Source organism: Cupriavidus sp. 22TCCZM01-5, assembly GCF_057798915.1.
Genome location: NZ_JBYOJR010000039.1, coordinates 1 through 24,992 on the forward strand (window position 1 = coordinate 1; position 24,992 = coordinate 24,992).

Annotated in this window: 28 protein-coding genes; 20 read left to right on the forward strand and 8 right to left on the reverse strand. The window is 63.6% G+C overall.

Going from position 1 to position 24,992, the window contains the following annotated elements:
- Positions 1–47: 47 nt before the first annotated feature.
- From AC3FNH_RS27505 to AC3FNH_RS27525, 5 genes are all read left to right on the forward strand, one after another.
- Positions 48–1,034, forward strand: a complete 987-nt coding sequence (locus AC3FNH_RS27505) for a GlxA family transcriptional regulator (protein WP_488722353.1) — start codon at positions 48–50, stop codon at positions 1,032–1,034.
- Positions 1,035–1,245: 211 nt separating this feature from the next.
- Positions 1,246–2,310 carry an AmmeMemoRadiSam system radical SAM enzyme gene (amrS, locus tag AC3FNH_RS27510; protein WP_488722354.1) on the forward strand — a complete coding sequence of 355 codons (1,065 nt, stop codon included), beginning with the start codon at positions 1,246–1,248 and terminating at the stop codon, positions 2,308–2,310.
- A gap of 146 nt (positions 2,311–2,456) precedes the next feature.
- The gene (locus tag AC3FNH_RS27515) at positions 2,457–3,035 is read left to right on the forward strand and encodes an elongation factor P (protein ID WP_276103052.1); all 579 of its coding nucleotides are present in this window, start codon (positions 2,457–2,459) and stop codon (positions 3,033–3,035) included.
- A 265-nt stretch (positions 3,036–3,300) separates the two neighbouring features.
- Complete coding sequence (locus tag AC3FNH_RS27520; RefSeq protein ID WP_276103051.1) at positions 3,301–3,627, forward strand: hypothetical protein; 327 nt, start codon at positions 3,301–3,303, stop codon at positions 3,625–3,627.
- A gap of 153 nt (positions 3,628–3,780) precedes the next feature.
- Positions 3,781–4,068, forward strand: coding sequence for a GYD domain-containing protein (locus AC3FNH_RS27525; RefSeq protein WP_276103050.1), 288 nt, complete (start codon positions 3,781–3,783; stop codon positions 4,066–4,068).
- 342 nt (positions 4,069–4,410) lie between these two features.
- Here the strand turns inward: AC3FNH_RS27525 and AC3FNH_RS27530 are convergent, their stop codons facing one another.
- Positions 4,411–5,718, reverse strand: coding sequence for a cobyrinic acid a,c-diamide synthase CobB (locus AC3FNH_RS27530; RefSeq protein WP_488722355.1), 1,308 nt, complete (start codon positions 5,716–5,718; stop codon positions 4,411–4,413).
- A 220-nt stretch (positions 5,719–5,938) separates the two neighbouring features.
- Here AC3FNH_RS27530 and AC3FNH_RS27535 point away from each other — a divergent pair, with 220 nt between their 5' ends.
- Positions 5,939–6,388, forward strand: a complete 450-nt coding sequence (locus AC3FNH_RS27535; RefSeq protein WP_276103049.1) for an anthrone oxygenase family protein — start codon at positions 5,939–5,941, stop codon at positions 6,386–6,388.
- Positions 6,389–6,503: 115 nt separating this feature from the next.
- Positions 6,504–6,704 (forward strand): DUF2905 domain-containing protein, encoded by a 201-nt coding sequence (locus tag AC3FNH_RS27540; RefSeq protein ID WP_276103175.1) that lies wholly within the window; start codon positions 6,504–6,506, stop codon positions 6,702–6,704.
- Here the strand turns inward: AC3FNH_RS27540 and AC3FNH_RS27545 are convergent.
- A complete protein-coding gene (locus AC3FNH_RS27545) occupies positions 6,643–7,797 on the reverse strand; it encodes a ribonuclease Z (RefSeq protein WP_488722322.1) in 1,155 nt (384 codons plus the stop codon). The genes AC3FNH_RS27540 and AC3FNH_RS27545 overlap by 62 nt on opposite strands.
- On the opposite strand from AC3FNH_RS27545, the gene AC3FNH_RS27550 reads away from it, so the two are divergent.
- The 3 genes from AC3FNH_RS27550 to AC3FNH_RS27560 all read left to right on the forward strand — a co-directional run bounded on the left by AC3FNH_RS27550 (position 7,796) and on the right by AC3FNH_RS27560 (position 9,714).
- Positions 7,796–7,927, forward strand: a complete 132-nt coding sequence (locus AC3FNH_RS27550) for a hypothetical protein (protein WP_276103365.1) — start codon at positions 7,796–7,798, stop codon at positions 7,925–7,927. The two genes, AC3FNH_RS27545 and AC3FNH_RS27550, sit on opposite strands and share 2 nt — an antisense overlap.
- A 121-nt stretch (positions 7,928–8,048) precedes the next feature.
- Complete coding sequence (locus AC3FNH_RS27555; protein WP_276103048.1) at positions 8,049–8,291, forward strand: hypothetical protein; 243 nt, start codon at positions 8,049–8,051, stop codon at positions 8,289–8,291.
- A 217-nt stretch (positions 8,292–8,508) separates the two neighbouring features.
- A complete protein-coding gene (locus AC3FNH_RS27560; protein ID WP_276103047.1) occupies positions 8,509–9,714 on the forward strand; it encodes a tetratricopeptide repeat protein in 1,206 nt (401 codons plus the stop codon).
- A gap of 144 nt (positions 9,715–9,858) precedes the next feature.
- On the opposite strand, the gene AC3FNH_RS27565 is transcribed toward AC3FNH_RS27560, so the two are convergent.
- On the reverse strand, positions 9,859–10,080 hold the full coding sequence (locus AC3FNH_RS27565) for a hypothetical protein (RefSeq protein WP_042875902.1): 222 nt from the start codon (positions 10,078–10,080) through the stop codon (positions 9,859–9,861).
- 344 nt (positions 10,081–10,424) lie between these two features.
- On the opposite strand from AC3FNH_RS27565, the gene AC3FNH_RS27570 reads away from it, so the two are divergent.
- Together AC3FNH_RS27570 and AC3FNH_RS27575 are read left to right on the forward strand one after the other, a co-directional pair.
- On the forward strand, positions 10,425–11,219 hold the full coding sequence (locus tag AC3FNH_RS27570; protein WP_488722323.1) for an SDR family NAD(P)-dependent oxidoreductase: 795 nt from the start codon (positions 10,425–10,427) through the stop codon (positions 11,217–11,219).
- 69 nt (positions 11,220–11,288) lie between these two features.
- On the forward strand, positions 11,289–12,065 hold the full coding sequence (locus tag AC3FNH_RS27575; protein ID WP_488722324.1) for a short-chain dehydrogenase/reductase: 777 nt from the start codon (positions 11,289–11,291) through the stop codon (positions 12,063–12,065).
- A 750-nt stretch (positions 12,066–12,815) separates the two neighbouring features.
- Here AC3FNH_RS27575 and acnB read toward each other — a convergent pair.
- Entirely contained in the window at positions 12,816–15,407 is a 2,592-nt protein-coding gene (gene acnB / locus AC3FNH_RS27580; RefSeq protein ID WP_488722325.1) for a bifunctional aconitate hydratase 2/2-methylisocitrate dehydratase, read from the reverse strand.
- A gap of 451 nt (positions 15,408–15,858) precedes the next feature.
- Between acnB and fliL the strand changes: the two genes are divergently transcribed.
- The 7 genes from fliL to fliR all read left to right on the forward strand — a co-directional run bounded on the left by fliL (position 15,859) and on the right by fliR (position 20,321).
- Entirely contained in the window at positions 15,859–16,353 is a 495-nt protein-coding gene (gene fliL, locus AC3FNH_RS27585) for a flagellar basal body-associated protein FliL (protein ID WP_276103044.1), read from the forward strand.
- A gap of 155 nt (positions 16,354–16,508) precedes the next feature.
- Positions 16,509–17,522, forward strand: a complete 1,014-nt coding sequence (gene fliM / locus AC3FNH_RS27590; protein WP_276103043.1) for a flagellar motor switch protein FliM — start codon at positions 16,509–16,511, stop codon at positions 17,520–17,522.
- Entirely contained in the window at positions 17,515–17,949 is a 435-nt protein-coding gene (fliN, locus tag AC3FNH_RS27595) for a flagellar motor switch protein FliN (RefSeq protein WP_488722326.1), read from the forward strand. The genes fliM and fliN overlap by 8 nt, the downstream gene beginning before the upstream one ends.
- The gene (gene fliO / locus AC3FNH_RS27600) at positions 17,946–18,395 is read left to right on the forward strand and encodes a flagellar biosynthetic protein FliO (RefSeq protein ID WP_276103041.1); all 450 of its coding nucleotides are present in this window, start codon (positions 17,946–17,948) and stop codon (positions 18,393–18,395) included. The genes fliN and fliO overlap by 4 nt, the downstream gene beginning before the upstream one ends.
- On the forward strand, positions 18,392–19,189 hold the full coding sequence (fliP, locus tag AC3FNH_RS27605; protein ID WP_276103040.1) for a flagellar type III secretion system pore protein FliP: 798 nt from the start codon (positions 18,392–18,394) through the stop codon (positions 19,187–19,189). Before fliO ends, fliP begins: the two co-directional genes overlap by 4 nt.
- A 22-nt stretch (positions 19,190–19,211) precedes the next feature.
- The gene (gene fliQ / locus AC3FNH_RS27610) at positions 19,212–19,481 is read left to right on the forward strand and encodes a flagellar biosynthesis protein FliQ (protein ID WP_276103039.1); all 270 of its coding nucleotides are present in this window, start codon (positions 19,212–19,214) and stop codon (positions 19,479–19,481) included.
- A gap of 54 nt (positions 19,482–19,535) precedes the next feature.
- A complete protein-coding gene (gene fliR / locus AC3FNH_RS27615) occupies positions 19,536–20,321 on the forward strand; it encodes a flagellar biosynthetic protein FliR (RefSeq protein WP_276103037.1) in 786 nt (261 codons plus the stop codon).
- 57 nt (positions 20,322–20,378) lie between these two features.
- Here fliR and AC3FNH_RS27620 read toward each other — a convergent pair whose 3' ends face one another.
- The 4 genes from AC3FNH_RS27620 to AC3FNH_RS27635 form a co-directional block, all read right to left on the reverse strand.
- Positions 20,379–20,774: a hypothetical protein gene (locus tag AC3FNH_RS27620; RefSeq protein WP_488722327.1), complete on the reverse strand. Its 396-nt coding sequence runs from the start codon at positions 20,772–20,774 to the stop codon at positions 20,379–20,381.
- 117 nt (positions 20,775–20,891) lie between these two features.
- On the reverse strand, positions 20,892–22,121 hold the full coding sequence (locus tag AC3FNH_RS27625) for an RtcB family protein (RefSeq protein WP_488722328.1): 1,230 nt from the start codon (positions 22,119–22,121) through the stop codon (positions 20,892–20,894).
- Between the two features lie 186 nt (positions 22,122–22,307).
- Complete coding sequence (locus AC3FNH_RS27630; RefSeq protein ID WP_276102971.1) at positions 22,308–22,691, reverse strand: RidA family protein; 384 nt, start codon at positions 22,689–22,691, stop codon at positions 22,308–22,310.
- Positions 22,692–22,769: 78 nt separating this feature from the next.
- A complete protein-coding gene (locus tag AC3FNH_RS27635; RefSeq protein ID WP_488722329.1) occupies positions 22,770–23,711 on the reverse strand; it encodes a LysR family transcriptional regulator in 942 nt (313 codons plus the stop codon).
- A 141-nt stretch (positions 23,712–23,852) separates the two neighbouring features.
- Between AC3FNH_RS27635 and gtdA the strand changes: the two genes are divergently transcribed.
- Entirely contained in the window at positions 23,853–24,899 is a 1,047-nt protein-coding gene (gtdA, locus tag AC3FNH_RS27640) for a gentisate 1,2-dioxygenase (RefSeq protein WP_488722330.1), read from the forward strand.
- Positions 24,900–24,992 lie beyond the last annotated feature (93 nt).

Sequence of the window (24,992 nt, forward strand, 5' to 3'; positions counted from 1 at the left end):
ATGACAACGCTGACGCGCCACTCAACGATGACCGCCGCGCTGATTAAATCAGTCCTTCCCTAGACGTGCTGCGCACTGTCGCCGGCCTGGCGCAGATGCAGCGGCCCGGCCACGCGCCATCACTGACTTGGCAGCTGATTGCCGGCAATGGACGCAATGTGTCACCGGGCTTGCCAGGCCTCGCATCCTCCCCGCCCCGCTCCCGCACCGCCGATGCCCGCACGCTCGTGGTCATTCCAGGCATCCTGGCCAGCAACGCCCCGCAACTGGACGCGATACTCTCGCGCGATGCCGTTTCGTTGCGCATGCTGCGGCGCCATGTCGATGCCGGCGGCTGGATCGCCGCAACGTTCTCGGGCATGGCTTATCCCTTGCAGATGGGGTTGCTCGACGGGGCCCGCGTGGGTGTGCCGTGGGTCTACCAGGGCTGGATGACACGCCGCTTTCCGACCTGCGATTTCGCCACTGAGCAGCCGATGGGTGTGCACGCACGCGTCTTTTCCTGCGTGGCGCCCGCGCTGCAGGTGGAATTCGTGCTGCGCGTGCTGGGCCACCTCTACGATCCCGACCTCGCACAGGCCGCCACGCAGGTGTTGCTCTGCCAGCCGGAACGCCAGCGCAGCGTGCCAGAACTGGTGTCGCAGCGCTGGCTGAGCGGCACCGCCGACAGCCCGGTGTACCGCGCCATCAGCTGGCTGCAGAACCATGTGGGAGAGCCGTACCAGCTGGACGCCGTGGCCCGTGCTGCCGTGGTCAGCGAACGCACGCTGCTACGGCATTTCCGCCAGGTAGTCGGACTCTCGCCACTGGACTACTTGCACACCCTGCGCGTCGAACGCGCCCGCATGCTGCTGGAAGTCACGCTTCATGGCACGCAGGCGATTGCCGAGGCTTGTGGCTACAGCGATGCGGCCGCATTGCGGCGCCTGTTCCAGCGCAAGATGGGCATGTCGATGTCGGACTACCGCGCGCGCTTTACGCTGCGCGCACGGCGGCGCTACTGGCGTGTAGAGAACGCCGAGCAGATCGGATAACACTAAGGCATGATGGAGAATCATCGAGTCCGATCCAACCGCCTCATCGCATCAGCCAAGACGGAGTCGTTTGAACTGAAGATCCCGCCGGCGGTCGTGGCGCTGGCAGTATTCTGCGCCCCGGCCGGGTGAGGAATGACAATGCAGGGCATGGCCCCTGTGCGGAGATGGAACCATGAACGATGCGCCCTCTCCAGCGCCCTATCCGGGAATGTATCCTGGGCGCTACTGGCATTTCCTGGACGACGGCCGCATGCAGTGCGACCTTTGCCCGCGCCACTGCCGCCTGCATGACGAGCAGCGCGGTGCCTGCTTCGTGCGCCAACGGCTTGGCGCCCGGATGCTGCTGACGGCCTATGGCCGCTCATCGGGCTTCTGCATCGACCCGATCGAAAAGAAGCCGCTCAATCACTTCTATCCGGGCAGCGCCGTCCTGTCGTTCGGCACGGCCGGCTGCAACCTGGCCTGCAAGTTTTGCCAGAACTGGGACATCAGCAAATCGCGGGAGATGGAGACCCTCGCCGATGCGGCAATGCCCGATGCCATTGCCAATGCAGCAGTGGCCCATGGCTGCAAGAGCGTGGCGTTCACTTACAACGACCCGGTGATTTTTGCCGAGTACGCCATGGACGTTGCCGATGCCTGCCACGAACTCGGCATCATGGCGGTGGCGGTGACCGCCGGGTATATGGGTGCGCAGGCCCGGCGCGATTTCTATGCCAAGATGGACGCGGCGAATGTCGACCTGAAAGGCTTTACCGATGCGTTCTATGTTGCATTCACCGGCGCGCACTTGCAGCCGGTGCTGGAGACGCTCCAGTACCTGAAGCACGAAACCGATGTCTGGCTCGAGATCACGACGCTGCTGATCCCGGGCAAGAACGACGCAGATGAGGAGATACGCGCCGAAGCCCAGTGGATTGCAAGAGAACTGGGCACCGACGTCCCGCTGCACTTCACGGGATTCCATCCCGACTACAAGATGCGCGACGTGCCACCGACGCCAATCTCCACCCTTGCGCATGCCCGCAAGCTCGCAATCGAGGAGGGTCTGCGCTATGTGTACACAGGCAACGTCCACGACACCGCAGGCGCAACCACCTACTGCCCTGCCTGCCGGACTCCGCTGATTGTGCGCGACTGGCACGCCATCGAAAACTATCGCCTCACGCCTACCGGCGCCTGCCCTGACTGTTTTGCATCGGTGGCAGGTCGCTTCGGGCATTTCGAGCGTCACTTCGGGCAGCGACGGATTCCTGTACATATCGGCTTGTAGGCCGATAGTCCGCCGCACAGCAACGCAATGGCCTGGCCAGGTTCGCCTGAAAGTGATCTGGCGCGGCCGCCGCCGAACCGTTGTTGGCTGTCCGCGGCAGTGCTAGGCTGGAAACGTCATCCTGCCACCCAGGCGGAGGCAAGCAAATGGTCGAAGCTTCCGGATTGAAGTCGGGCATGGTCATCATGCTTGAAGGCGAACTTCATGGTGTCGCGAGCGCCGGGTACCACGCTGGCGGGGGCCAGCAGGGGAGCGCGGTCTTTGCCAAGGTCAGGAACCTGAAGACTGGTCACGTCAAGGAGTTGCGGTTCCACCCGAGCGACAAGCTCGAAGAGGTCACGCTTGATCACAAGGAGATGGAGTACCTGTACACGGATGGTGTTGCCTTCTATTTCATGGATCCCAACACCTTTGAACAGATCAGTCTGCCGTCGGAAGCCATGGGTGCATACGAAAAATTCCTTCAGCCCAATATGCGATTTCCCATGCAGCTTTATGAGGGCGCGCCGCTAGCCATCGATTTCCCCGCTTCCGTCGAACTGACCATCGTATCCACGCCGCCCGGCCTGCACGAGCATCAAACCTCCAGCTTCAAGACTGCCACGCTCGAGAACGGCATGGAGGTTCTGGTTCCCCAATTCATCAAGGAAGGAGACACGGTACGTATCGAGGTCGCCTCAGGAAAATACCTGGAGCGCGTAAAGCGAGAAACGCGAAAATCGTGACGTCAGCGTTCCTTGCAATCCAGAGTGCTGGCCCGGCCCGCGTTGCTGTCGCCACTCCCACCCGGCAAACCTTTCCCAAGGACGCATCGGAGGCAGGCGAAGGATTATGAGCTAGACTAAAAAGGCGTCTTTCGCGTGCTCGGGTGCCGCTCTGACGCAAGTAAACGTCGCTGGCAGCCGACCGAAGCAGGCGAATGACGAAGCACGGGAACATACCGTCACCTTTGCCTGAATTCATCTGGAACTGATGTTCAAAGGGGGCATCATGTTACAAGCCAGCGAAATCCAAACGCGATTTACTCATCTGCAGCAAACCATCAGCGAGGCATCACGGATGTGCCACGCCGACTCGGCCCTTCCAAAGGATTTGATGACCTGGATGGACGAGCTCGATAAGGAATGCAAATCCGCAACGAAGGCCATGTCGTCCAAGGACGAGGATCGCATCCGGCAGTGCGTCGATGATCTCGAACGGATCGGCGACCGTGCCGAGCGTGCTTGCCAGCAGGCCGGCGGGCTCGACACCAAGATCAAGGACGCAGTCACTTCGATGCATTCGGAACTATCCGACCTGAAGCGTCAATTGCACTGACCCACCTGACGGCGCCGGCCCAACCCGCCGGCGCCGTTTCCATTTCAGCGTCACCAGACGCTCAGCAACGCTTCCCTCCGGCGTGCGGCCAGGCGCTCTCGTGTGACTGGCGCAGCCGAGTGGCAGCACAAATTGAATCGACGGAGACATGCCATGGCTACATACGTCATCCTCAGCCGTCTCTCCCCTGACGCGTTCAAGGATCCCGGGGAACTCAAGCAACTCGCCGCCACGGTGGCCGAGAAGATCAAGGCCGAATGCCCTGCCGTCACATGGAAGGACAGCTATCTCACACTCGGGCGCTTCGACGTTCTGGACGTTGTCGAGTCGAACGATCTGAAACAGCTCGAGCGGGCGGCGTTGATCATCCGCGGCTATGGGCACGCCGCAACCGAAACGCTGCAAGCCACACCGTGGGGCGAGTTCATCGCGGCGCTGTAATGGAGATCGATGGATAGGCCCGAGACAATGAAGTTCGCGGGGTTGTTGCTACGTCTCACCGCCGCTTGCCTATCGTATTGGCAGTGATCGCAGGAGCCACCTTCATCCAGGTTCGCTTTATCTACTTTCCGGAGAAAATTGCAATCGGGGGCTCGCCACGGGCGCACTTCGCGCCTGGCCAACAACCGAGGCGTTCCGGAGCCTCGTGGCAGAGCCTCCCGGAACGGCGCGCGGCATGGTAACCGAACTCGCCACTTCGGGACGGTTTGTTGGCAACGCCTGCGTACCCGAGAACGAAATCGGCCCTTCGATACGCTCGCGAGCGTGATCGACGATGTGGTACTAGACACGGCCTGACACCTGCATCGGGGTTGTCAGTACTGCCGCTATCGCACGCGGGTTGGACGGGAAGTAGAGGTGCACGTAGGATGCGGTCAGCGTGCCCTCGCGATAGACCGCCTCGCCCCGCACCGTGTCCGGGAGATCCTCCCGCGGCGACGTGGCGTAGTCGAGCGGCACCAGCGGCGATTCCGTCTTCGAGTAGTGGAAGGTGTGCCCTCGCAACTCTCCTTCCGGCAGTTTCACGGCCTGATGCCCTATCGCTGCCAGGCGGCCCTGCATAAGTACCGTGCCCGGCAGCAGCCCGGCCATGGCATGTGCCGAGCCGCCCTTGTCGACAAGGGTATCGAACAGCGCCATCATGCCGCCACACTCGGCAAGAATCGGCAGTCCAGCACGATGCGCATCTCGCAATGCGGTGCGCATCGCATGATTGGAGGCGAGCTGGGCCGCATGCAGTTCTGGATAGCCACCAGGCAGCCACAGGGCATCGCAGGCCGGCAGGCATGTGTCGGCCAGCGGCGAGAAGAAAGCGAGCTGTGCGCCCATGGCGCGGAGTGTCTCGAGATTGGCCGGATAGATAAAGCGGAACGCAGCGTCCCGCGCGATCGCGATAGTCTTGCCAGCAAGCAGCGGCGCCGGCGGGATGGCGGCTGCGGCATTGGTCATGGCCATTGGCTCGGGCAGGCGTGCCACCGGCAGCGGCGCCAGCAAGTCCGCGATCCGGTCCAGGCGTGCGGGCAAATCCGGCAACTCGTCGGCACTGAGCAAGCCGAGATGCCGTTCCGGCAGCGATACCGACGGATCTGTTGGCAGGGCGCCCATCCAGCGAATGCCGGTGGGCAGGCTCGCCTCCAGCATCCCTGCGTGGCGCGCCGAGCCGACACCGTTGGCGAGCACATCCATTTGCAGCGGTGCCCCGCCGTAATTGGCCAGCCCGTATGACAGCGCGCCAAAGGTCTGTGCCATGGCTCCGGCCTGGATCACACTCAGCACCGGCAGGCCGAAGCGACGCGCCACGTCAGCGCTGCTCGGCGAGCCATCGTGCAGTCCCATCACGCCTTCGACCAGGATCAGGTCTGCTTCGCACGCAGCGCTGGCCAGGCGGGCGCTTGCATCGTCGGCGCCAGTCATCCAGAGATCGATGGTATGGACTGGTGCACCACTGGCGGCTTCCAGGATCGCCGGATCGAGAAAATCGGGGCCCGTCTTGAAGATGCGTACTTTGCGGCCCTGCCGGCTATGCAGGCGGGCCAGCCCCGCGGTGACGGTGGTCTTGCCCTGGCCCGAAGCGGGCGCTGCGATCAACAGGGCCGGAACACGCAAGGTGGTGGGTAAGGTGTCGGGCAAGGTGTTGGAGGAGGGAGTCGGGCGTACCGGCATTGAAGCAGGATGAGGCGAAGCAAGGCGCCCCGTATGTGCACGCGGCGCGTCTGGCAGATTATAGCTATGGCGGCGACAGCGCCTCCTGCTCTGTGGGCACTGCTTGAGTTCTTCACCATAATTGGAGGTAGGTTTCACGGAGGATGTGATGAGCCACACATTGCAGATGATTGCCGCATTCGCTGCGATGCTCTTCGCCGGGGCGGCCTTGTATGTCAATGTGGCTGAGCATCCCGCCAGAATGGCGCTTGAAACAAGGTCTGCGGCGCAGCAGTGGGCGCCCAGCTACAAGCGCGCCACGCTCATGCAGGCGCCATTGGCACTGCTCAGCTTGCCGAGCGGAGCGACGGCATGGCTTTTGGGTGCCAATATCTTGTGGCTTGCTGCCGCGCTGCTGATTGGATCTGTCATGCCGTATACATTGCTCGTCGTCATGCCCGTCAATCACAGGATTCCTGAACCGGATCGCGATCTGTCGTCGGTGGAGACACGGGAACTCCTGCAGAAATGGGCCAGACTGCATGGAGTGCGCACGGCATTGAGTCTTTTCGCGTCCGTCATCGACGTGTGGCAACTGGGTGGAAATGGAGTCACATGAACTGAAACGGCTGTCTGCCCTCGCCCTCTGGCGAGAATCTTTCTCTGTTGTCCCGATCCAATCGCTCAAGGGCACGACATTACGCTCAAAAGGATCTCACCTCTGCCAACTGGGCATGCAACGCATACTGATCACTCTCGGTTGCCTGCTGATTGTCGCGGGAGTCGCCTGGCCATGGCTGTCCCGACTGCCCTTCGGTCGTCTGCCCGGAGATATCCATATCGTCCGCGACGGCTTCAGCTTCTACTTCCCAATCACCACTTGCATCGTGATTTCGCTGTTGCTGTCGTTCCTGATCTGGATGCTTCGCCGGTAGCGGCGAGCCTTGTGGCGCCCTTGAGACGCCCCGGTGTGCCGATGGCCATTATGTCGTTCGGTTCGGCAGCCGCGGTCCGAAGCACATCCCCGGCCCACGCAGCCCGTACTTCGGCTGCCAGCTCCGCGGCGCGGCCCTCATAGCGTGGCGAGAAATGAAAGGGGGTCACCGCGTGGGCACCTGTGCAGCGGGCGATCCGGCCGGCCTGGGCCGCGGTCAAATGGTTCTTGCGCAATCCGTGAGCGCTGTCCTGGTCCAGGAACACGCTCTCGATGAACAGTTCGTCGACTCCCTGCATGAGCTGCGACAAGGCTTGCACGTTCGCGTCCGAATAACACAGGTCGGTCACGTAGCCGATACGCCGGCCAGGTTCGACGTCAAGGATCAGCCGGCTCAGCTCGCCAACCTGTCGCGTCGTCGCGTGATCGCCCCCGCGGTCGCGCCATTGCACAAGAATCGGCGCATCGTCGGGCGCGCCCGTGAGGACGGCGTGCTTCAGTTCGCGCAGCCAGGCTCCTGTCGTCAGGCCTGACGCGACCAACCGCTCCCTGTTGATACCGGGCCGTGCCTTTTCTTCCACCAGGTAGGCCAGGCAAGGCGTTCCATGATCAACGAAGCACGCGCGCACCCGGAAGGTCGACTCCTCGTGGACGACGTCGCCGGTACTTCCCGTCAGCACCTCACCCTGCTTCGCGAAACCGTGCCGGCTGGAAAAGCAGGCGCTGCGCCGCTGCCAGTCCAAGCCGAATTCGGCTGCTTCAATCGTCAGATCGACCGCGTAGCGATGAACCACATTCCACGTATAGCCGTGCAGCTTGTGCTCGACCTGCGCGAGGAATCCCGGCCCGCCGTACAGCACGATACGGTCCTTGCGCCCGAGCAGCACACGCAGCAGGTGATCGAAGCCGGAAAAATGATCCATGTGCGCATGCGTGACGAACACATGTGACAGCCGCATCAGCTCGCGCGGCATCAGCCCGGTGATGTCACCCAGATCGAACAGCATCGCGCGCCGTTCGTCCAGGAAGTCCACGAACAGTCCGGGATCGCCAAAGTCATCATTGACGAGGCGGGCTTCGAGCAAGTGACGCATGATGTCCACGATGCCAGGGCAATGCCCGGCCGGGCGGGCGCTGTTCGAACTCAACATCGACATCCTATGCGCCAATTCCAGCCCCGCCAAGGTCCGTGTCGAGCGCGTGAATTGCACGCGCGACGACTGACCCACAGGATCATCTCTACCGGAGACTTTGGTGGCATTACGATTTGTTGCACTGAACAATGCGTTCTCATCTGCACCTCCGTACAATCGGCGGAACCCAAAACAGTTCGAGGAGGAAATACATGACCCGAGTGCAATGGATGGTGGCGGCGACAATGAGCCTGTTGTGCGCGGCATCGGTATCAGCCTATGCCAAGGGCGGCAATGCAGGCGGCAGTTCGGCCACGCATATCAGCAATCAGGGTATGGCCAACACCAATGGCCCCGATGCCGCAGACCGCGACAAGGGCCAGGCCCGTTCGGCAGATCGAGCACATCAGCACGGCAAATCGGGGCAGCACGCGCACGCGGGCAAGCAGAAATAGAAAGCTAGCGCCCGAATGAAGAAAGGCCGGTCGTTATTGACCGGCCTTTTTTCGTTTGGATCTTGCTTTTTGATTGCTCCTGGTTTCCCGGTTAGACCCCTTGCGGCATCGAAGAAGCCCGCCGGCGGCTCGTCGCAGCCATTCGAGCGGCGGTTGGACTACGCTGAAAACACATCGGAGCGGTTCGCATCAGCAATTTGCAATGCAAGGAGCCAATATGATTGATGCACGTAGGGGCAGACCTATTACTACTGGCCGTCCAGAAGCTGCAGAACAGTATCAACTCGCAGTGGATCGCATCCTCGGTTCCGAGGCGGGCGCCGCGGAAGCCCTCGATCAGGCTTTGGCGCTGGACAGCAATCTCGCCCTGGCACTGGCTGCGCGCCACATGCTTGCTAAAGACTCCGGCGCAGCAGACGCCGATCGCTTCAAAGAGCGTGCGCTACTGGCAGCACAAGCTGCGCTGCCCTGGGAGCGTGCGCATATCTCCGCGCTGTTTGCCCTGCTTGAAGACCCTTACACCAATCTTGCGGCCACCGAGGCCTACATCGCCGCCAATCCCAGTGACCTGCTAGTCATCTCGCAACTTTGTGGTTATCTGATTTTCTATGGCGGTGCGCGCAAGCTTGAGCGCGTTCTCAATATCATGGAGTCGGTCGATCCCAGTTTGCATGATGATTGGGCCTGGCTCGCTCGCCTGGGGTTCGCGGCCAGCGAGGCGGGTGATCGCACCCGCGGTCGTGCACTGGTCGAGCGAGCACTGCGGCAGCGTCCACAGGCTGTCTATGTTATCCATAGCTACGCGCATGTACTGCACGACCAGGGTAAGCCAGGAGAGTCATTGAAATTGCTGAACAACTGGCTGGATGAACATCGCCCATCGGCGGAGGGCGGCGCTATGTTTGGTCACGTGCAGTGGCACCTGGCCCTGGCGGAGTGGCAACTGGGGCTAACCGGGCAGGCATGGCAGCGCTACGAGCGTTACTCTGCACCAGAGACAACTCGCTGTGGTCCGGTGCTGACTCTGGCCGATTGTGGCGGATTTTTGTTTCGCGAATACCTGCGCACAGGAACTACACGTCCGATTTCAGCCGCGGTTTCCGCCCTGTCCGAGCGCTTCAACCCGATGCTGTCGCATCCGTTTATCGCGCTGCATCTTGCTGGAATTCAGGCATCGGCCGGCGATATTGCTGCGCTTGAGCAAAGCAAGGCGGCTATCGCGGAGAAGGAACCCAGCGACCAGACGCGGCTCTCTCTCAGGCTGTTTGATGCTGTCAGCCAGTTCGCCAGAGGGCAGTACGCCGAGGCAGCCGATACCTTGAAGACGATATCTGCAGGTCAACGCGTAAGCGTCGGTGGAAGTCGTGTTGAGCGCATACTCATCGATCTGCTTGAAACAAGAGCCATTGAGCTCGCTGCCTAGTTCACAGTTTCCCTGTTTGCAACTCCACGCCTGATGGCAGGACGCTGCGGCCTGGCAACGCGTTGATTTTCACGACGGCCCTCCGTCTGCGTTCCGCCAGGACCGGCCGGTCAATTTTTTGGCTCTGGCCCTCGCACCGTTACTTCACTTCTCGTCGGGGCTTTTGTATGGCTGACGTTTGCCAAACACTTGGGCGACCAACGGCACTGTGGTGATAACCCCTACAGCGAGCAGCGTCCAGCCGATGGCACGGCGTTGTTCCGGATTCATTCTGTCGCTGAGCAACAGTGCGAGGCCCGCAGCGCCCGCCGCCCGTGTTCCGGCAATCAACCCAATTTCCGGAATGGTCAGTGATACCTGTTTCATCTGTGCCTCCTGGCAGGTTGGACAGATTCGAAGCATTTTGCGGCTTTAACACGGCCACTGCCGAAACCAGCCCAGCACTCACCGCCTATCGAAGTTAGCGTCTTTCCTGGACGTTCATTGAGTATGTACGCCCTCGCACAAAACATGGAATCTTGTTGGCCGAGATTCTTGGCGACAGCCCGCGGACGCGAAGCGAGGCCGGCCGTTCGCCGGCGGCACCTCTCGTGCACTATAAATATCAGACATAGGCGGGGCGTTCCCTCCAGGCTCGGAATGCCGGCCATCGCCCTGTCCGGATTGCTGCTGTCGGCATGGCAGGATACAAGCTACTGCGGGAGAGCGACATGTCCGAGACAAGCAGAGTCATCCTGGTCACTGGGGCTACCGGTGGCATCGGGAGCGCCGTCTGCGCAAGACTGGCGCAAGCAGGGGATTCGCTGATTCTCGCCGCGCGCGACATTGCCAAGCTGCAAGCCGCCTGCGCAAGGCTCAAAGGGCCTGGCGAGCAGTCATTCCGCTGGATCTCTGTCGACATGTCCAGCGATGCCTCTGTCCTATCGTTTTCGCGTGAGCTTGCAGCGAAAGGGACCGTCCTGGACGGCGTGGTACTGATGCCACCCCAGATGCGGCCCACCGAGGAATGCCAGCCTCCACCGGACACGTGGCGCCAGCTGTTTCAGAGCCACTTTATCGGCCCCCTTGAACTTCTCAAGAGCGCGATCTCCATCATGCAGCCGGAACCCTCCCAGGGACGCCGGGCGAAAATTGTCATCATTTCCGCCATCACCTCGGTGCAAGCGCTTGGAAACTACGCGACCAGCAACGTCCTGCGCTGTGCATGGCTGGCTCAGGCCAAGACGCTGGCATTCGCGTTGGGCGAGAGAGGGATTCACGTCAATACCCTCTCTCTCGGCGGCACGCTTACCCCGGACTATGTGGCGTCGATCGGCCAGCGCGCCACCCGGGCCGGCATGACCTTCGATGAGCGAGTGGCCACGGAAACGTCGAACATTCCCTTGCGCAAGTATGGAAGCCCGGATGAGGTGGCTCTGGCGGTCGAAGTCCTGTTATCCCCCTTCTCCGACCACATCACCGGCGTGAACCTGCTGCATGATGGGGGATTCACAAGAGCCTATTGAGCGCTGCACCAGCCAAGCAACCTCCCTTCCTGGCAACGGACTCGAATACACCAATCGGGGTATACAAAAATGGATCTGAACCTCACTGGGAAATCGGTACTCATCACCGGCGGTACACGCGGCATAGGATTTGCCTGCGCCGCCGCGTTCATCAATGAAGGCGCGGAGGTCACCATTTCCAGCAGTACACAGGCGTCTGCGGAAAAATCACGGCTTGCATTGCGGGAAAAATACGGTGTCGAGGTGCGTACACTAATCGCGGACCTGTCCCGTTCGGAAGGGCGGCAAGTGCTGGCTGATCATTTCGGAAGCGTTGACATTCTCGTGAACAACGCCGGGGCAATTCCTGGTGGAGGGTTGACCGCATTGAGCGACGAGCAATGGCGCGATGCATGGGATCTCAAGGTGCATGGGTACATAGACACGACGCGGAAGGCCCTTCCGGAAATGATGGCCCGCGGCCGGGGCGTCATCGTGAACGTGATCGGAATCGCCGCCCGGATGCCGCGCTACGACTATCTTTGCGGATCGGTCGGCAATGCGGCACTTGCCACGTTCACGCGAGCGGTCGGCGCTTACGCCACCACCCGGGGCGTGCGTGTCGTCGGCGTGAATCCAGGCCCGACGGTGACGGACCGTCTGATCTCGCTCTACAAAGCACGCGCGCTTCAGAAGTTCGGGGATGCGTCGCGTTGGCAGGATATGCTCCAGCACCTGCCCTTCGGACGCGCGGCCAGGCCGGAGGAGATCGCCGACCTGGTCGTTTACCTGGCGTCCAACCGCGCCTCTTATTTAAGTGGTGTCGTCGTTGACGTCGATGGCGGGGCCCAATACAGGGACGCCTGAGGGGACAAGCCAGTCTCGATTGAAGAAGCATAGGGCCACGCGCATCGGCTGGCCCTGCCGCCTCTTCTGGCCGGCCAGGGCGGCCCAGCGGGATCGCCTTCTTCGATTGCTCGGCAATCTGCTCGCTGATTCCGACCTTGATCTCGCGGCCCTCTGCGCACCCATTTCCTGGCACTGCTGGCCGAAACCTGTTCCAGAGCAGGACAGGTTGAAGAAGCAGGGCCAGCAGGCTGAGGCCCGTTCATTGTTGTACGAGACCTACGGCTGGTTAGCGAGGGCTTCGACACCGTTGACTTGCGGGAGGCCCGCGCCTTGCTCGTCAAACTCGGGAAGCAGTGAGTCTATCGCCCGCGGGCCAGCTCTTGTCGGACCTTGTCATTGCCATCCCTAGCCGGGAACGGCAACCCGTTCATCCTGCTGGTGGGCTCGTGCTACAAGGTAGCGCCCCCCCGGAAACGAGCGGCCTGTGCTCGGACCGTTCCAGGCGGATAACTCGCCCGATATAAACGACTTGGGAGGTAGAACCGGTGCGTCGTCACATTAGGACATTCGCGCCATGACGGGACTCTGGGACGGCCCTCAGCCGTTGAGTCCAGGCGTCCCTCGGATCCGGCATCGCGGAATCGCAAAACAATCGGGCCTGTGCACGGATTGCCGCACCAATGAGAAAAGCCCCGACGTGATGACATCGGGGCTTTTTGGTCTGGCCCATTGCGGCGGTCTACTACTAGACCGCCGCCGCCGCGAACCTTACAGGTTCACGCCATCGGCAACTTCCTTGAAGTCCTCGATCTGATCGAAGTTCATGTACTTGTAAATCTTGTCGCCATTCTGGTTGATGACGCCAATATCGGCCATGTACTCGTCCTTGCTCGGGATGCGGCCCAGGCGCGAGCAGATCGCGGCCAGTTCGGCCGAGCCCAGGTACACGTTGGTGTTCTTGCCCAGGCGGTTCGGGAAGTTGCGGGTCGAGGTCGACATCACCGTCGCGCCTTCGCGCACCTGTGCCTGGTTACCCATGCACAGCGAGCAGCCCGGCATTTCGGTACGCGCGCCGGCCGTGCCGAACACGCCGTAGTGGCCTTCCTCGGTCAGCTGCTTCTGGTCCATCTTGGTCGGCGGAGCGACCCACAGCTTGACCGGGATGTCGCGCTTGCCTTCCAGCAGCTTGGAGGCTGCGCGGAAGTGGCCGATGTTGGTCATGCACGAACCGATGAACACTTCGTCGATCTTGGCGCCAGCAACTTCCGACAGCGTCTTCACGTCGTCCGGGTCGTTCGGGCAGGCCACGATCGGCTCGTGCACGTCGGCCAGGTCGATCTCGATCACGGCGGCGTACTCGGCGTCGGCGTCCGGCGCCAGCAGTTCCGGCTTGGCCAGCCAGGCTTGCATGGCCTCGATGCGGCGCTGCAGGCTGCGCGGATCCTGGTAGCCCTGGGCGATCATCCACTTCAGCAGCGTGATGTTGCTGTTGATGTATTCGATGATCGGTTCCTTGTTCAGGCGCACCGTGCAACCGGCGGCCGAACGCTCGGCGGAGGCATCCGACAGTTCGAACGCTTGCTCGACCTTCAGGTCGGGCAGGCCTTCGATTTCCAGCACGCGGCCCGAGAAGATGTTCTTCTTGCCTTGCTTGGCCACGGTCAGCAGGCCTTGCTTGATCGCGTACAGCGGAATCGCGTTGACCAGGTCACGCAGGGTCACGCCCGGCTGCATCTTGCCCTTGAAGCGGACCAGCACCGATTCCGGCATGTCCAGCGGCATCACGCCGGTGGCGGCGGCAAAGGCGACCAGGCCCGAACCGGCCGGGAAGCTGATGCCAATCGGGAAGCGGGTGTGCGAGTCGCCGCCGGTGCCGACGGTGTCGGGCAGCAGCATGCGGTTCAGCCACGAGTGGATCACGCCGTCGCCCGGGCGCAGCGAGATGCCGCCACGGGTGCTGATGAACTCGGGCAGCGTGTGGTGGGTCTTCACGTCGACCGGCTTCGGATAGGCGGCGGTGTGGCAGAACGACTGCATCACCAGGTCGGCCGAGAAGCCCAGGCAGGCCAGGTCCTTCAGCTCGTCGCGCGTCATCGGGCCGGTGGTGTCCTGCGAGCCCACCGAGGTCATCTTCGGTTCGCAATAGGTGCCCGGGCGGATGCCCTTGCCTTCCGGCAGGCCGCAGGCACGGCCGACCATCTTCTGGGCCAGCGTGTAGCCCTTGCCGGTGTCGGCCGGGTTCTGCGGCAGGCGGAACAGCGTCGACGGGGCCAGGCCCAGCGCTTCGCGCGCCTTGGCGGTCAGGCCACGGCCGACGATCAGCGGAATGCGGCCGCCGGCGCGGACTTCGTCGAACAGCACGTCGGACTTGACCTTGAACTCGGCGATTACGGCGCCGTTCTTCAGGGCCTTGCCTTCGTACGGGCGCAGCTCGACCACGTCGCCCATTTCCATCTTCGACACGTCCAGCTCGATCGGCAGCGCGCCGGCGTCCTCCATGGTGTTGTAGAAGATCGGGGCAATCTTGCTGCCCAGGCACACGCCACCGAAACGCTTGTTCGGGATGAAGGGGATGTCTTCACCGGTGAACCACAGCACCGAGTTGGTGGCCGACTTGCGCGAAGAGCCGGTACCGACCACGTCGCCCACGTAGGCGACCAGGTTGCCCTTGTCCTTCAGCGATTCGATGAACTTGACCGGGCCGCGCTTGCCGTCTTCTTCCGGCTGGAACGCCGCGCCTTCGCGCTTGTTCTTCAGCATGGCCAGCGCGTGCATCGGGATATCCGGGCGCGTGGTGGCGTCCGGGGCCGGCGACAGGTCGTCGGTGTTGGTTTCGCCCGGCACCTTGAACACGGTGATGGTCAGGCTTTGCGGGACTTCCGGACGGCTCGTGAACCACTCGGCGTCGGCCCAGCTCTGCAGCACGGCCTTGGCGTTGGCGTTGCCTTTGTCCGCCTTTTCCTTCACGTCATGGAAGGCGTCGAACATCAGCAGGGTCTTCTTCAGCGCGTCAGCGGCGACGGTGCCGACTTCGGCGTCGTCCAGCAGCTCGATCAGCGGCGAGATGTTGTAGCCGCCCAGCATGGTGCCCAGCAGCTCGGTGGCCTTGGCGCGGCTGATCAGCACGCACTTTTCCTTGCCCAGCGCGACGGCGGCCAGGTACGAGGCCTTGACCTTGGCGGCGTCATCCACGCCGGCCGGCACGCGGTTGGTAATCAGTTCAACCAGGGTCTGCTCTTCACCGGCGGGCGGGTTCTTCAGCAGCTCGATCAGCTCGGCCGTCTGCTTTGCAGTCAGGGGCAGCGGGGGGATGCCAAGCGCGGCGCGTTCGGCGACATGGGCGCGATAGTTTTCAAGCATGGGAACCTGCTGAGTAATTGGTTGTAGAAATTCCGTGACGTCGCGATTGTAGTCCGAAGCACCGGCTCGGTCAAATGTCTTATATCTTATATAAGAGTAAAAATACAAAATTGCTTTTACAACAAGCACTTAGCAACAATGAATCACACCGACCCGCATGATCGACTACCCGACTAGTGTAGTAGGGATTGGCAGCGATGCCAGGCATGCGAGCGCCGCCGCGATCCCATCAGGGACGACGGCTGCACCGGATTCCTTGTGCCGGTAACTCAAGTTCGGCGACCACGGCGCGTTAACCATGCAGCAGGCGCGCACCACACGCCCGCTGGCGCAGCCATGCCTGCTCCCTTTCTGCTCAAACGGCCAAGCTGAAAGGGTTTCCCCCTTTTTTTCGGCCCTTTGCTGGCCTGCGATTCCGCAAGAATGGCAGGCATTCCGACACAGGCTTCTCATGGCGAACACGGCTTCTCCTTCCCAGATTGGCGGCAACGCAAGCAAGCGCGGCCGCATGCTGCTGATCGGCGGCGGCGTGCTGGTCCTGGTTCTGGGCGCCGGAGGCTTCGTGCTGGGCAGCATCCTGGGCAACCGGCAACCGGCGGCACCCGCCGCACCGGCCGCGCCCGTGATCCCGCCGCCCATCTTCGTGCCGCTGGACGCTTTCACCGTCAACCTCAAGGGCGAAGATGGCGACCGCTTCCTGCATACCGGCCTGTCGCTGAAGGTTGCCGACGCCGAGACGCAGGCGCGCATGACGCAGTACCTGCCCGAGGCCCGCAGCCGCATCCTGTTGCTGTTGTCGGCACGGCAACCGGCAGAGCTCTCCACCGTGGATGGCAAGCGCAAGCTGGCCGACGACATCCGCAATGCGATCAACCAGCCGTTCGCGGCCGGGCTGCCGCCGCAACGCGTGCTGGACGTGTTGTTCACCTCTTTCGTGGTGCAGTAAGCACTTGCCCTGCCCCGACAGCCAACCCGATATGAGACTGCCATCCGGATTCCAGCGCCGCCATCCGCGCACCTGCACGCCGGCAGGCCGCCGTGCGCGCTGACGCGGACATGGACAGTTCGACTTACACCGCAGCATAAGGGGCAGGACACCAAATGGCCTATGACAAGTTCCTCTCGCAGGACGAGGTAGACGAGCTGCTCAAGGGCGTTTCCGGCGAAGCCGACACGCCCAAGGCGAGCGAGCCCGCCGCGGTCGACGAGGATGGGGTTCGCCCGTACAACCTGGCCACGCAGGAACGCGTCATCCGCGGACGCCTGCACACGCTCGAGATCATCAACGAGCGCTTTGCACGTTCGCTGCGCACGGCGCTGTTCAACTTCATCCGCCGCGGCGCCGACATTACCGTGGGCAGCGTGCGCATCGAGAAGTTCGGCGATTTCGCGCGCAACCTGCCGATGCCGACCAACCTGAACCTGGTCCACCTGAAGCCGCTGCGCGGCACGGCCCTGTTCGTGTACGACCCGAACCTGGTGTTCCTGGTGGTCGACAACCTGTTCGGCGGCGACGGCCGCTTCCACACCCGCGTGGAAGGCCGCGACTTCACCCAGACCGAGCAGCGCATCATCCAGCGCATGCTGGAGATGACGCTGAGCAGCTACGGCAATGCCTGGCGCACCGTGCATCCGATCGAGACCGAGTACATCCGCTCGGAGATGCACACCAAGTTTGCAAACGTCGCCACGGCCAATGAGGCCGTGATCACCACCGCCTTCCACATCGAACTCGGCGCCGTGGGCGGGCAGCTCCATGTCTGCCTGCCCTACGCCATGATCGAGCCGCTCAAGGACCTGCTGATGAATCCGCTGCAGGACGAGAAGGAGGTCGACAAGAGCTGGCTCGCGAAGCTGTCGCAACAGCTGCGCGCCGCGGATGTGGAAGTCGTGGCCGAGTTCACGCAAGTGCAGAGCACCGTGGCGGAAGTGCTGGCGCTGCGCGCCGGCGACGTGCTGCCGATCGAGCTGCCGGAGCACGTGTTCGGCAAGGTGAACGGCGTGCCCGTCATGCAATGCGGCTTTGGCACGATGAATGGCCAGTACGCGCTGCGGGTAGAGCGAATGATCAATCACCAAGACAGCGATTCCAACAAGGAAACCGATCATGACTGACGGCATCGAGGACAAGCCGGTCGATCCGATGGACGACTGGGCCAGCGCACTGGCTGAACAGACCAGCGCCACTGCGGCCGAAGCCCCGGCCCCGGCACCGGCCGCCACCCCGGCCGCCGCCACCGTCTTCCCGCCGCTGGCCAAGGAAGCACCGAGCGGCTTCCACAACGATATCGAGATGATCCTCGATATCCCGGTACAGCTCACGGTCGAGCTGGGCCGCACCAAGGTGCCCATCAAGAACCTGCTGCAGCTGGCGCAGGGATCGGTGGTGGAACTGGACGGGCTGGCCGGCGAGCCAATGGACGTGCTGGTCAACGGCTACCTGATCGCGCAGGGCGAGGTGGTGGTGGTGAACGACAAGTTCGGCATCCGCCTGACGGACATCATCACGCCGTCCGAACGCATCCGCAAACTCAACAAATGAACGCCGCGGCCCGCCTGCGGCGTGCCGTCCTGCCGTTCGCGGCGATCGGCGCGCCGTGCCTGGCGCGTGCTGCCGAAGGCGGCGGCGCCGCCGTCAGCAGCGCGGCCAGCCTCGCGCAGGCCGGGCTCGGATTGTTCGGCATCATCGCGCTGATCCTCGGGCTGGCCTGGGCGGCACGCCGTGCGGGCCTGGTCCGCCACGGGCCGCAGGGCATGATGAAGGTGATCGGCAGCACCATGCTCGGCGCCCGCCAGCGGCTGGTGCTGGTCGAAGTCGGCGACACCTGGCTGGTGCTCGGCGTCAGCGCGGGCGAGATCCGCACCTTGCACAGCATGCCGGCGGGACAGGCCGCGCCATCGGCCCCGTCCGGGCCCGGTGGCCAGAATTCCGGCGGCAGCTTTGCCGAAAAGCTGCTGCGCTCGATGCAGGAAAACTTCAAGTCATGAACATCCAGCGCGCCGCCACGTCGCGGCGCAAGACGCATCCTCACGCGGTGGCCGCGGGCGGCGCCCTGCTGCTGGCCGCGCTGGCGCTGGCCGTCATCCCTGCCCCCGTGCTCGCACAGGCACTGCCCGGCGTGACGAGCAAGCCCGGCCCCGGCGGCGGCCAGATCTGGTCGCTGTCGATCCAGACCCTGGTCCTGCTGACCTCGCTCAGCTTCCTGCCGGCGGCCATGCTGATGATGACGGGCTTCACCCGCATCATCATCGTGCTGGGCCTGCTGCGCAATGCGCTCGGCACGGCCTCGTCGCCGCCCAACCAGGTGCTGGTCGGCCTGTCGCTGTTCCTGACCTTCTTCGTGATGGGGCCGGTACTGGACCGGGTCTACAACGACGCCTACAAGCCCCTGTCCGAAAACAAGATCAGCCTCGAAACCGCGATGGCGAAGGCGGCCGAGCCGCTCAAGGGCTTCATGCTCAAGCAGACCCGCGAGAAGGACCTGGCCATGTTCGCGCAGATGGCCAAGGCACCGGAGATGCAGGGCCCCGAAGAGGTGCCGATGAGCATCCTGGTGCCGGCCTTCGTCACCAGCGAGCTCAAGACCGCGTTCCAGATCGGCTTTACCATCTTCATCCCGTTTCTGATCATCGACCTGGTCGTCGCCAGCGTGCTGATGGCCATGGGCATGATGATGGTGCCGCCGGCCACCCTCTCGCTGCCGTTCAAGCTGATGCTGTTCGTGCTGGTGGATGGCTGGCAGCTGCTGCTGGGCTCACTGGCGCAGAGCTTCATGAACTGACCCGCACAGACCGACCCTGGCCATGACTCCGGAAACCGTAATGACCATCGCGACCCACGCGATGAAGATGACGCTGATGCTGGCGGCGCCGCCGCTGCTGGTGGCCCTTGCCGCCGGCCTGGTGGTGAGCCTGTTCCAGGCCGCCACGCAGATCAACGAAATGACCCTGACCTTCATCCCGAAGCTGGTCGCGCTGTTCATCACGCTAGTGCTGGCCGGCCCGTGGATGGTCAACACCATGGTCGACTACATGCGCGAAATACTCCAGGGCATTCCCGCCCTGGCGCACTGACGCCGCAACCGCCTACCGCCTTCCCCTCGTTTTCGCCGCAACCAGCGCCCTGCCGTGATCGAAGTCACCAACGCGCAGCTCTATGGCTGGATCGCGGCCTTCCTCTGGCCGCTGTTCCGGCTGCTGGCGCTGATCGGCACCGCACCGCTGTTCGGGGAATCGACCATCCCGCGCCGCGTCAAGATCGGGCTCGCCGCGCTCATCGCGATGGTGGTCTCGCCCACCCTGCCCAACCTGCCGGTGGTGCCGGTCTATTCGTGGGAAGGGCTGATCATCATCCTCAACGAGGTCGGCATCGGCCTGGCCACGGGTTTTACCATGCGGCTCGTTTTCGCCGTGGTGCAGCAGGCTGGTGAAATCATCGGGCTCCAGATGGGCCTGGGCTTCGCGTCCCTCTTCGACCGTTCCGCGGGCGGGCAGACCATGGTGCTGTCGCGCTTCCTGAACATCATCGCCATGCTGCTGTTCCTGGCGCTGGACGGGCACCTGCTGATGCTGGGCACGCTGGTCGACAGCTTCCAGGGCCTGCCCATCGGCGCCACGCCGGTGGCTGCCGAAGGCTGGCACGCCGTGGCGCGCGCCGGCGGCATGGTGTTCTCGTCCGGGCTGCTGCTGGCGCTGCCGATGATTGCCGCGCTGCTGACCCTGAACCTGGCCATGGGCATTCTCAACCGCGCTTCGCCGCAACTGTCGGTCTTCGCGGTGGGTTTTCCGGTCACGCTTTCCGGCGGCCTGCTGGTGCTGTCGCTGGTGATGCCGCAGATGGGCAGCTACATGCAGCACATGCTGGAGTCGGGCCTGGCGGCGATCGGCACGGTGCTGGCGCAGTTCGCGCGCTGAGGCCGCGCGAACTGCGCGCCCTTGCCGCTACCACACCCGCAGACGTGTCTTTCCTTGCTAGCTTGCAGGCTTGAGGGAAGCGCAATCCATGCCTCCCGATGAACTGGCAGCGCCAACGTTCTTCAGCGTCATTGTCAGCCGGCTGCCCTTCGCCTCCGTGATGGTGTGTCCGTAGGCCACGGTCGGCATGAACTGGACGTCTGGAGCCACTGCGATCTGGGGCGTCCTTGAACCGTCGACAGTCAGATCGAGCTCCACCGTGACCGAATCGATGGCGACTCCCCGGCCCTGCCCCCGCGCCTCGAGGTCTTTCCTGAACGCGCACAGGTTGTCTGTCACCTGTTGCAGGGCGGTGGGAATATCGACCGGCTTTCCCGGGGGGATGGGAGGTGTGTTGCATCCGGCCATCAGCAGCGATGCAAACAAGATGGGCAGGGTGAGGAAGGCGCGCATCAGGATCCCCGGTTGGCCTGTATCCGACTGCCAATCTGCCGCCATCCCGCATAGCGTTCCGTGCGCTGCCGAACAGATTCTTGCCCGTGATGACCCGATCCGGGCCGCGCCCCCGCCTTACCCTTTCACGCACACCACCTGCCGCAGCGTGTGCACGATTTCCACGAGGTCGGACTGGGCCGCCATCACCGCATCGATGTCCTTGTAGGCCATCGGGATCTCGTCGATCACGGCGGCGTCCTTGCGACATTCCACGCCTTCGGTTGCGCGCACCTGGTCGGCCACGCTGAAGCGGCGCTTGGCCTCGGTACGGCTCATGGCACGGCCCGCACCGTGGCTGCATGAATAGAACGACTCGGGGTTGCCCTTGCCGCGCACGATGAACGAACGCGCGCCCATCGACCCCGGGATGATGCCCAGCTCGCCGGCGCGCGCGCTCACCGCGCCCTTGCGCGTGACCAGCACGTCCTGCCCGAAGTGGCGCTCCCTCTGCACGTAGTTGTGGTGGCAGTTCACCGCCTCGGCTTCCGTGCTGAACGGCTTGCCGATCACGCGGCGCGCGGCGGCCAGCACATTCGCCATCATCAGCTCGCGGTTGCGCCGCGCAAACTGCTGCGCCCACGCCACTGCGAACACGTAGTCGTCATAGTGTTCGGAGCCCTCCACCAGGTAGGCCAGGTCGCGATCGGGCAGATTGGCCAGGTGACGGCGCATGTCCTGCTGCGCCAGCGCGATAAATGTGGTGCCGATGGCATTGCCCACGCCGCGCGAGCCCGAATGCAGCATGAACCAGACGGCATCGGCCTCGTCGAGACAGACTTCGATGAAGTGGTTGCCGGTGCCGAGCGTGCCCAGGTGGATGCGGTTGTTGGTGCGTGCGAGTTGCGGATACTTGTCGGTGATGCGGCGGAAATCGGCCGCCAGGTCCGTCCAGACGTTGTCCACCTGTGCCGGAACGTTGCCCCACGCCCCTTCGTCGCGCCGGCCACCCTGTCCGGTACGGCCATGCGGCACGGCGTGCTCGATCGCGCTGCGCAACGGACCCAGGTTGTCGGGCAGGTCGGACGCGCGCAGCGACGTGCGCACGGCCATCATGCCGCAGCCGATATCCACGCCGACCGCCGCGGGAATCACCGCGCCCACGGTGGGGATCACCGAGCCGATAGTCGAACCCTTGCCAAGATGGACGTCCGGCATCACCGCCAGATGGTGGAAGATAAATGGCATCTGCGCGGTATTGGCGAGCTGGCGGCGCGCCTCTTCCTCCACCGGGACGCCGCGGGTCCACATCTTGACCGGGTGGCCCTTGCCAGCGTGCAGCAGTTCGTAATGGGCCTGTTGTGTCATGAACGTCTCCGGGTTGATCCGGCTGCAGTTTAGACGCTGTGGCCCGCAGTCAAATCCCGAAGTGCAGACGCCGGTATTCGGGCCGGCACATACCCAGCGGTGCGCTGACCCGTTTGGCGGGCTGGGTAGGTCCGCGTGCTTGGCGGGCGCTGCAGCAGCGCCCGCCAAGCACAAAAACCCCCAAATCTACGCCCCCCCAATCACCACCAAACACTCCACCTCCACCCTAGCCCCCAACGCCAGTCCATTGGCGCCAAGCGCGCTCCGGACCGGATAAGGAGCCTCGAAGAACTCCTTATAAACCTCATTAAAAACCTGCCACTCCCCAATATCCGCCAGCATGATCGTGCACTTGGCCACATCCCGCATCGTCACGCCATGCGCCTCCAGCGTGGTGCGGATATTCATCAAGGCCTGTTTCGCTTCTTCGCGAATGCCACCCGGAACGAGCCGCGTGCTGCCGGGCACGATGCCCAACTGGCCTGACAGGTAGAGCACATTCCCGATGCGGACCGCTTCGGAAAATGGCAGTCCTGCTGGCAGGACCTTGCCGGAATTCAGGAACTCCATGTCTCGCCTCCATGGTGGATGTGCAGTACGCCGGGGCGCCGGCGTGAGCCTCCAATGTAGGCGCCAGAGCGCTGGCCCTCAAGGCGCGGAGACGACGGCGTCCGGCACCTCGCGGTCGGCCGCGCGCCGCAGGCAGTCGAGCATGGCAGCGACCGCCGAGCGCTTGATCGTGTCCTCCCGCCAGTACATCGACACCGAACCAAAACCGGCCAGCCGCAGCGGCACGATGCGCAGCGCGCCCATCGCTTCCAGCCGGCGCGCGGTCCGGTGCGAGGCCAGGCCAATCATGTCGCTGTTGTTGAGCAGCGTGAGGTTGAGCACGGTGGAGTTCGACTCCACGCAGTCCGCCGGCAACGGCCGGCCGGCGCTGGCCAGCGCGGCCTCCAGCGCGTTGCGGATCGGGGTGCCGCGCGGCCACACCACCCAGCGGTAGCCCTGCAGCGCATCCCACGTCACCGCCTCCTGCGTGGCCAGCGGATGGCGCGGGCGCGCGACGAAATGGAGCGGTTCGAGATAGAGCGATTCGCCAACGGTCTGCGCGTCCTGCAGCTCGGGTGCGGAACGCCCCACCACGATATCGAGCTCATTGTGCGCAAGCTGGTTCATAAGCCGGTCCATGGTCGTCTCGACCACCCGCACCTGCGCGCGCGGCATACGCTGCAACAGACGCAGCACCGCCAGCGGCACCGTGTCGGCCGCCGATGCCCCCGACGTGCCGACCACCACCAGCCCGCTGCCACCTTCGCGCATGGCGGCAAGGTCGTCGCGCGCGGTGTCGAGCTGCGCGGCAATGCGGCGCGCGTGCTCGATCAGCGACTCGCCATACGGTGTGGGCTGCAGCCCGCGTGCCTGGCGCTCGAACAGCGGCAGCCCGATGTCGTCCTCGAGGTCCTTGAGCCACTTGGAAAGCCCGGGCTGGGTCGTATTGAGCAGCGCCGCGGACTGGCTCATGTTGCCGGTCTCGGCCAGGCTGAGAAGCATCTGCAAGTTGCGCAAGCGCAGTCGCTGGGTCCAGTCCATGTCTGATCGTCGGGTTCACCTATACGATTAATCGTATGGATAAGAGTAATTCTTCATTTCAAATCTTATATCGACCGACGTATAACTCCAAGCAACAGCCCGGCAACGCCGCCGGAGACCACAGAAAGCCACGGAGACAGCATGTCCGACCATACGCCTGATCCCGCACGCACCGCCTATTACGAGCAAATCGGCCGCTGCCACATGACACCACTGTGGGAATCGCTGCACAGCCTGGTCCCGCCGCAGCCGCGCCCGCAGATCGTCCCGGCTATCTGGAAGTACGACGCCCTGCGCCCGCTGGTCATGCAGGCCGGCGAGGTCATCAGCGCCGAAGAGGCGGTGCGCCGCGTGCTGATCCTGGAGAACCCGGGACTGCCGGGCAAGTCGAGCATCACGTCCACGCTTTACGCCGGCCTGCAACTGATCTTGCCGGGCGAGATTGCGCCGAGCCACCGCCACACGCAGTCGGCGCTGCGCTTCATCGTCGAAGGCAAGGGCGCCTGGACCGCCGTCAATGGCGAGCGGACCACCATGCATCCGGGCGACTTCATCATCACGCCGTCCTGGACCTGGCACGACCACGGCAACCCGAGCCTCGAGGACGGCGGCAAGCCGGTGGTGTGGCTGGACGGCCTCGACATCCCGCTGGTGCAGCAGTTCGACGCCGGCTTTGCCGAGAACTACCCCGAGTCCCAGCAACCCGTCACGCGCGCCGAGGGCGACAGCTTTGCGCGCTTCGGCCAGAACATGATGCCGGTGCGCCACAAGGTCACCGACCCGACCTCGCCGGTCTTCAGCTATCCGTACGACCGCTCGCGCGAGGCGCTCGACCAGCTCTACCGCAACGGTGAACTCGATGCGTGGGACGGCGTGAAGCTGCGCTACGTCAACCCGGCCACGGGCGGCTGGCCGATGCCCACCATCGCCACCTTCATGCAGTACCTGCCGGCCGGCTTCCAGGGCAAGACCTACCGCAGCACCGACGCCACCGTCTACAGCGTGGTGGAAGGCCGCGGCACAGTGCGCATCGGCGATGCCCAGTTCCAGTTCGAGCCGCGCGACGTGTTCGTGGCGCCGTCATGGGCGCCGGTGCAGCTTGGCGCGATGGAAGACGCGGTGCTGTTCAGCTACTCCGACCGCCCCGTGCTGTCGGCGCTGAACCTGCTGCGCGAAGCGCGCACCTGAGCCCCTTCTAAACCCAACTCGTCCGAATCCAGATGCCCGGGTGCGCGCATGGCGCGGCACCCCGGCCCCTTACACCTCCTGACTGACCGAACC

What these genes read in the sequence shown, in the direction of transcription:
- acnB (WP_488722325.1), bottom strand. Translation starts at nt 15,407, where the DNA reads ATGCTTGAAAACTATCGCGCCCATGTCGCCGAACGCGCCGCGCTTGGC.
- fliN (WP_488722326.1), top strand. Translation starts at nt 17,515, where the DNA reads ATGACTGACGGCATCGAGGACAAGCCGGTCGATCCGATGGACGACTGG.
- fliP (WP_276103040.1), top strand. Translation starts at nt 18,392, where the DNA reads ATGAACATCCAGCGCGCCGCCACGTCGCGGCGCAAGACGCATCCTCAC.
- fliO (WP_276103041.1), top strand. Translation starts at nt 17,946, where the DNA reads ATGAACGCCGCGGCCCGCCTGCGGCGTGCCGTCCTGCCGTTCGCGGCG.
- fliM (WP_276103043.1), top strand. Translation starts at nt 16,509, where the DNA reads ATGGCCTATGACAAGTTCCTCTCGCAGGACGAGGTAGACGAGCTGCTC.
- AC3FNH_RS27540 (WP_276103175.1), top strand. Translation starts at nt 6,504, where the DNA reads ATGCAACGCATACTGATCACTCTCGGTTGCCTGCTGATTGTCGCGGGA.
- AC3FNH_RS27635 (WP_488722329.1), bottom strand. Translation starts at nt 23,711, where the DNA reads ATGGACTGGACCCAGCGACTGCGCTTGCGCAACTTGCAGATGCTTCTC.
- AC3FNH_RS27575 (WP_488722324.1), top strand. Translation starts at nt 11,289, where the DNA reads ATGGATCTGAACCTCACTGGGAAATCGGTACTCATCACCGGCGGTACA.
- gtdA (WP_488722330.1), top strand. Translation starts at nt 23,853, where the DNA reads ATGTCCGACCATACGCCTGATCCCGCACGCACCGCCTATTACGAGCAA.
- AC3FNH_RS27555 (WP_276103048.1), top strand. Translation starts at nt 8,049, where the DNA reads ATGACCCGAGTGCAATGGATGGTGGCGGCGACAATGAGCCTGTTGTGC.
- amrS (WP_488722354.1), top strand. Translation starts at nt 1,246, where the DNA reads ATGTATCCTGGGCGCTACTGGCATTTCCTGGACGACGGCCGCATGCAG.
- AC3FNH_RS27525 (WP_276103050.1), top strand. Translation starts at nt 3,781, where the DNA reads ATGGCTACATACGTCATCCTCAGCCGTCTCTCCCCTGACGCGTTCAAG.
- AC3FNH_RS27570 (WP_488722323.1), top strand. Translation starts at nt 10,425, where the DNA reads ATGTCCGAGACAAGCAGAGTCATCCTGGTCACTGGGGCTACCGGTGGC.
- AC3FNH_RS27625 (WP_488722328.1), bottom strand. Translation starts at nt 22,121, where the DNA reads ATGACACAACAGGCCCATTACGAACTGCTGCACGCTGGCAAGGGCCAC.
- AC3FNH_RS27560 (WP_276103047.1), top strand. Translation starts at nt 8,509, where the DNA reads ATGATTGATGCACGTAGGGGCAGACCTATTACTACTGGCCGTCCAGAA.
- fliL (WP_276103044.1), top strand. Translation starts at nt 15,859, where the DNA reads ATGGCGAACACGGCTTCTCCTTCCCAGATTGGCGGCAACGCAAGCAAG.
- AC3FNH_RS27515 (WP_276103052.1), top strand. Translation starts at nt 2,457, where the DNA reads ATGGTCGAAGCTTCCGGATTGAAGTCGGGCATGGTCATCATGCTTGAA.
- AC3FNH_RS27620 (WP_488722327.1), bottom strand. Translation starts at nt 20,774, where the DNA reads ATGCGCGCCTTCCTCACCCTGCCCATCTTGTTTGCATCGCTGCTGATG.
- AC3FNH_RS27520 (WP_276103051.1), top strand. Translation starts at nt 3,301, where the DNA reads ATGTTACAAGCCAGCGAAATCCAAACGCGATTTACTCATCTGCAGCAA.
- AC3FNH_RS27545 (WP_488722322.1), bottom strand. Translation starts at nt 7,797, where the DNA reads ATGCGTCACTTGCTCGAAGCCCGCCTCGTCAATGATGACTTTGGCGAT.
- fliQ (WP_276103039.1), top strand. Translation starts at nt 19,212, where the DNA reads ATGACTCCGGAAACCGTAATGACCATCGCGACCCACGCGATGAAGATG.
- AC3FNH_RS27565 (WP_042875902.1), bottom strand. Translation starts at nt 10,080, where the DNA reads ATGAAACAGGTATCACTGACCATTCCGGAAATTGGGTTGATTGCCGGA.
- AC3FNH_RS27535 (WP_276103049.1), top strand. Translation starts at nt 5,939, where the DNA reads ATGAGCCACACATTGCAGATGATTGCCGCATTCGCTGCGATGCTCTTC.
- AC3FNH_RS27630 (WP_276102971.1), bottom strand. Translation starts at nt 22,691, where the DNA reads ATGGAGTTCCTGAATTCCGGCAAGGTCCTGCCAGCAGGACTGCCATTT.
- AC3FNH_RS27550 (WP_276103365.1), top strand. Translation starts at nt 7,796, where the DNA reads ATGATGTCCACGATGCCAGGGCAATGCCCGGCCGGGCGGGCGCTGTTC.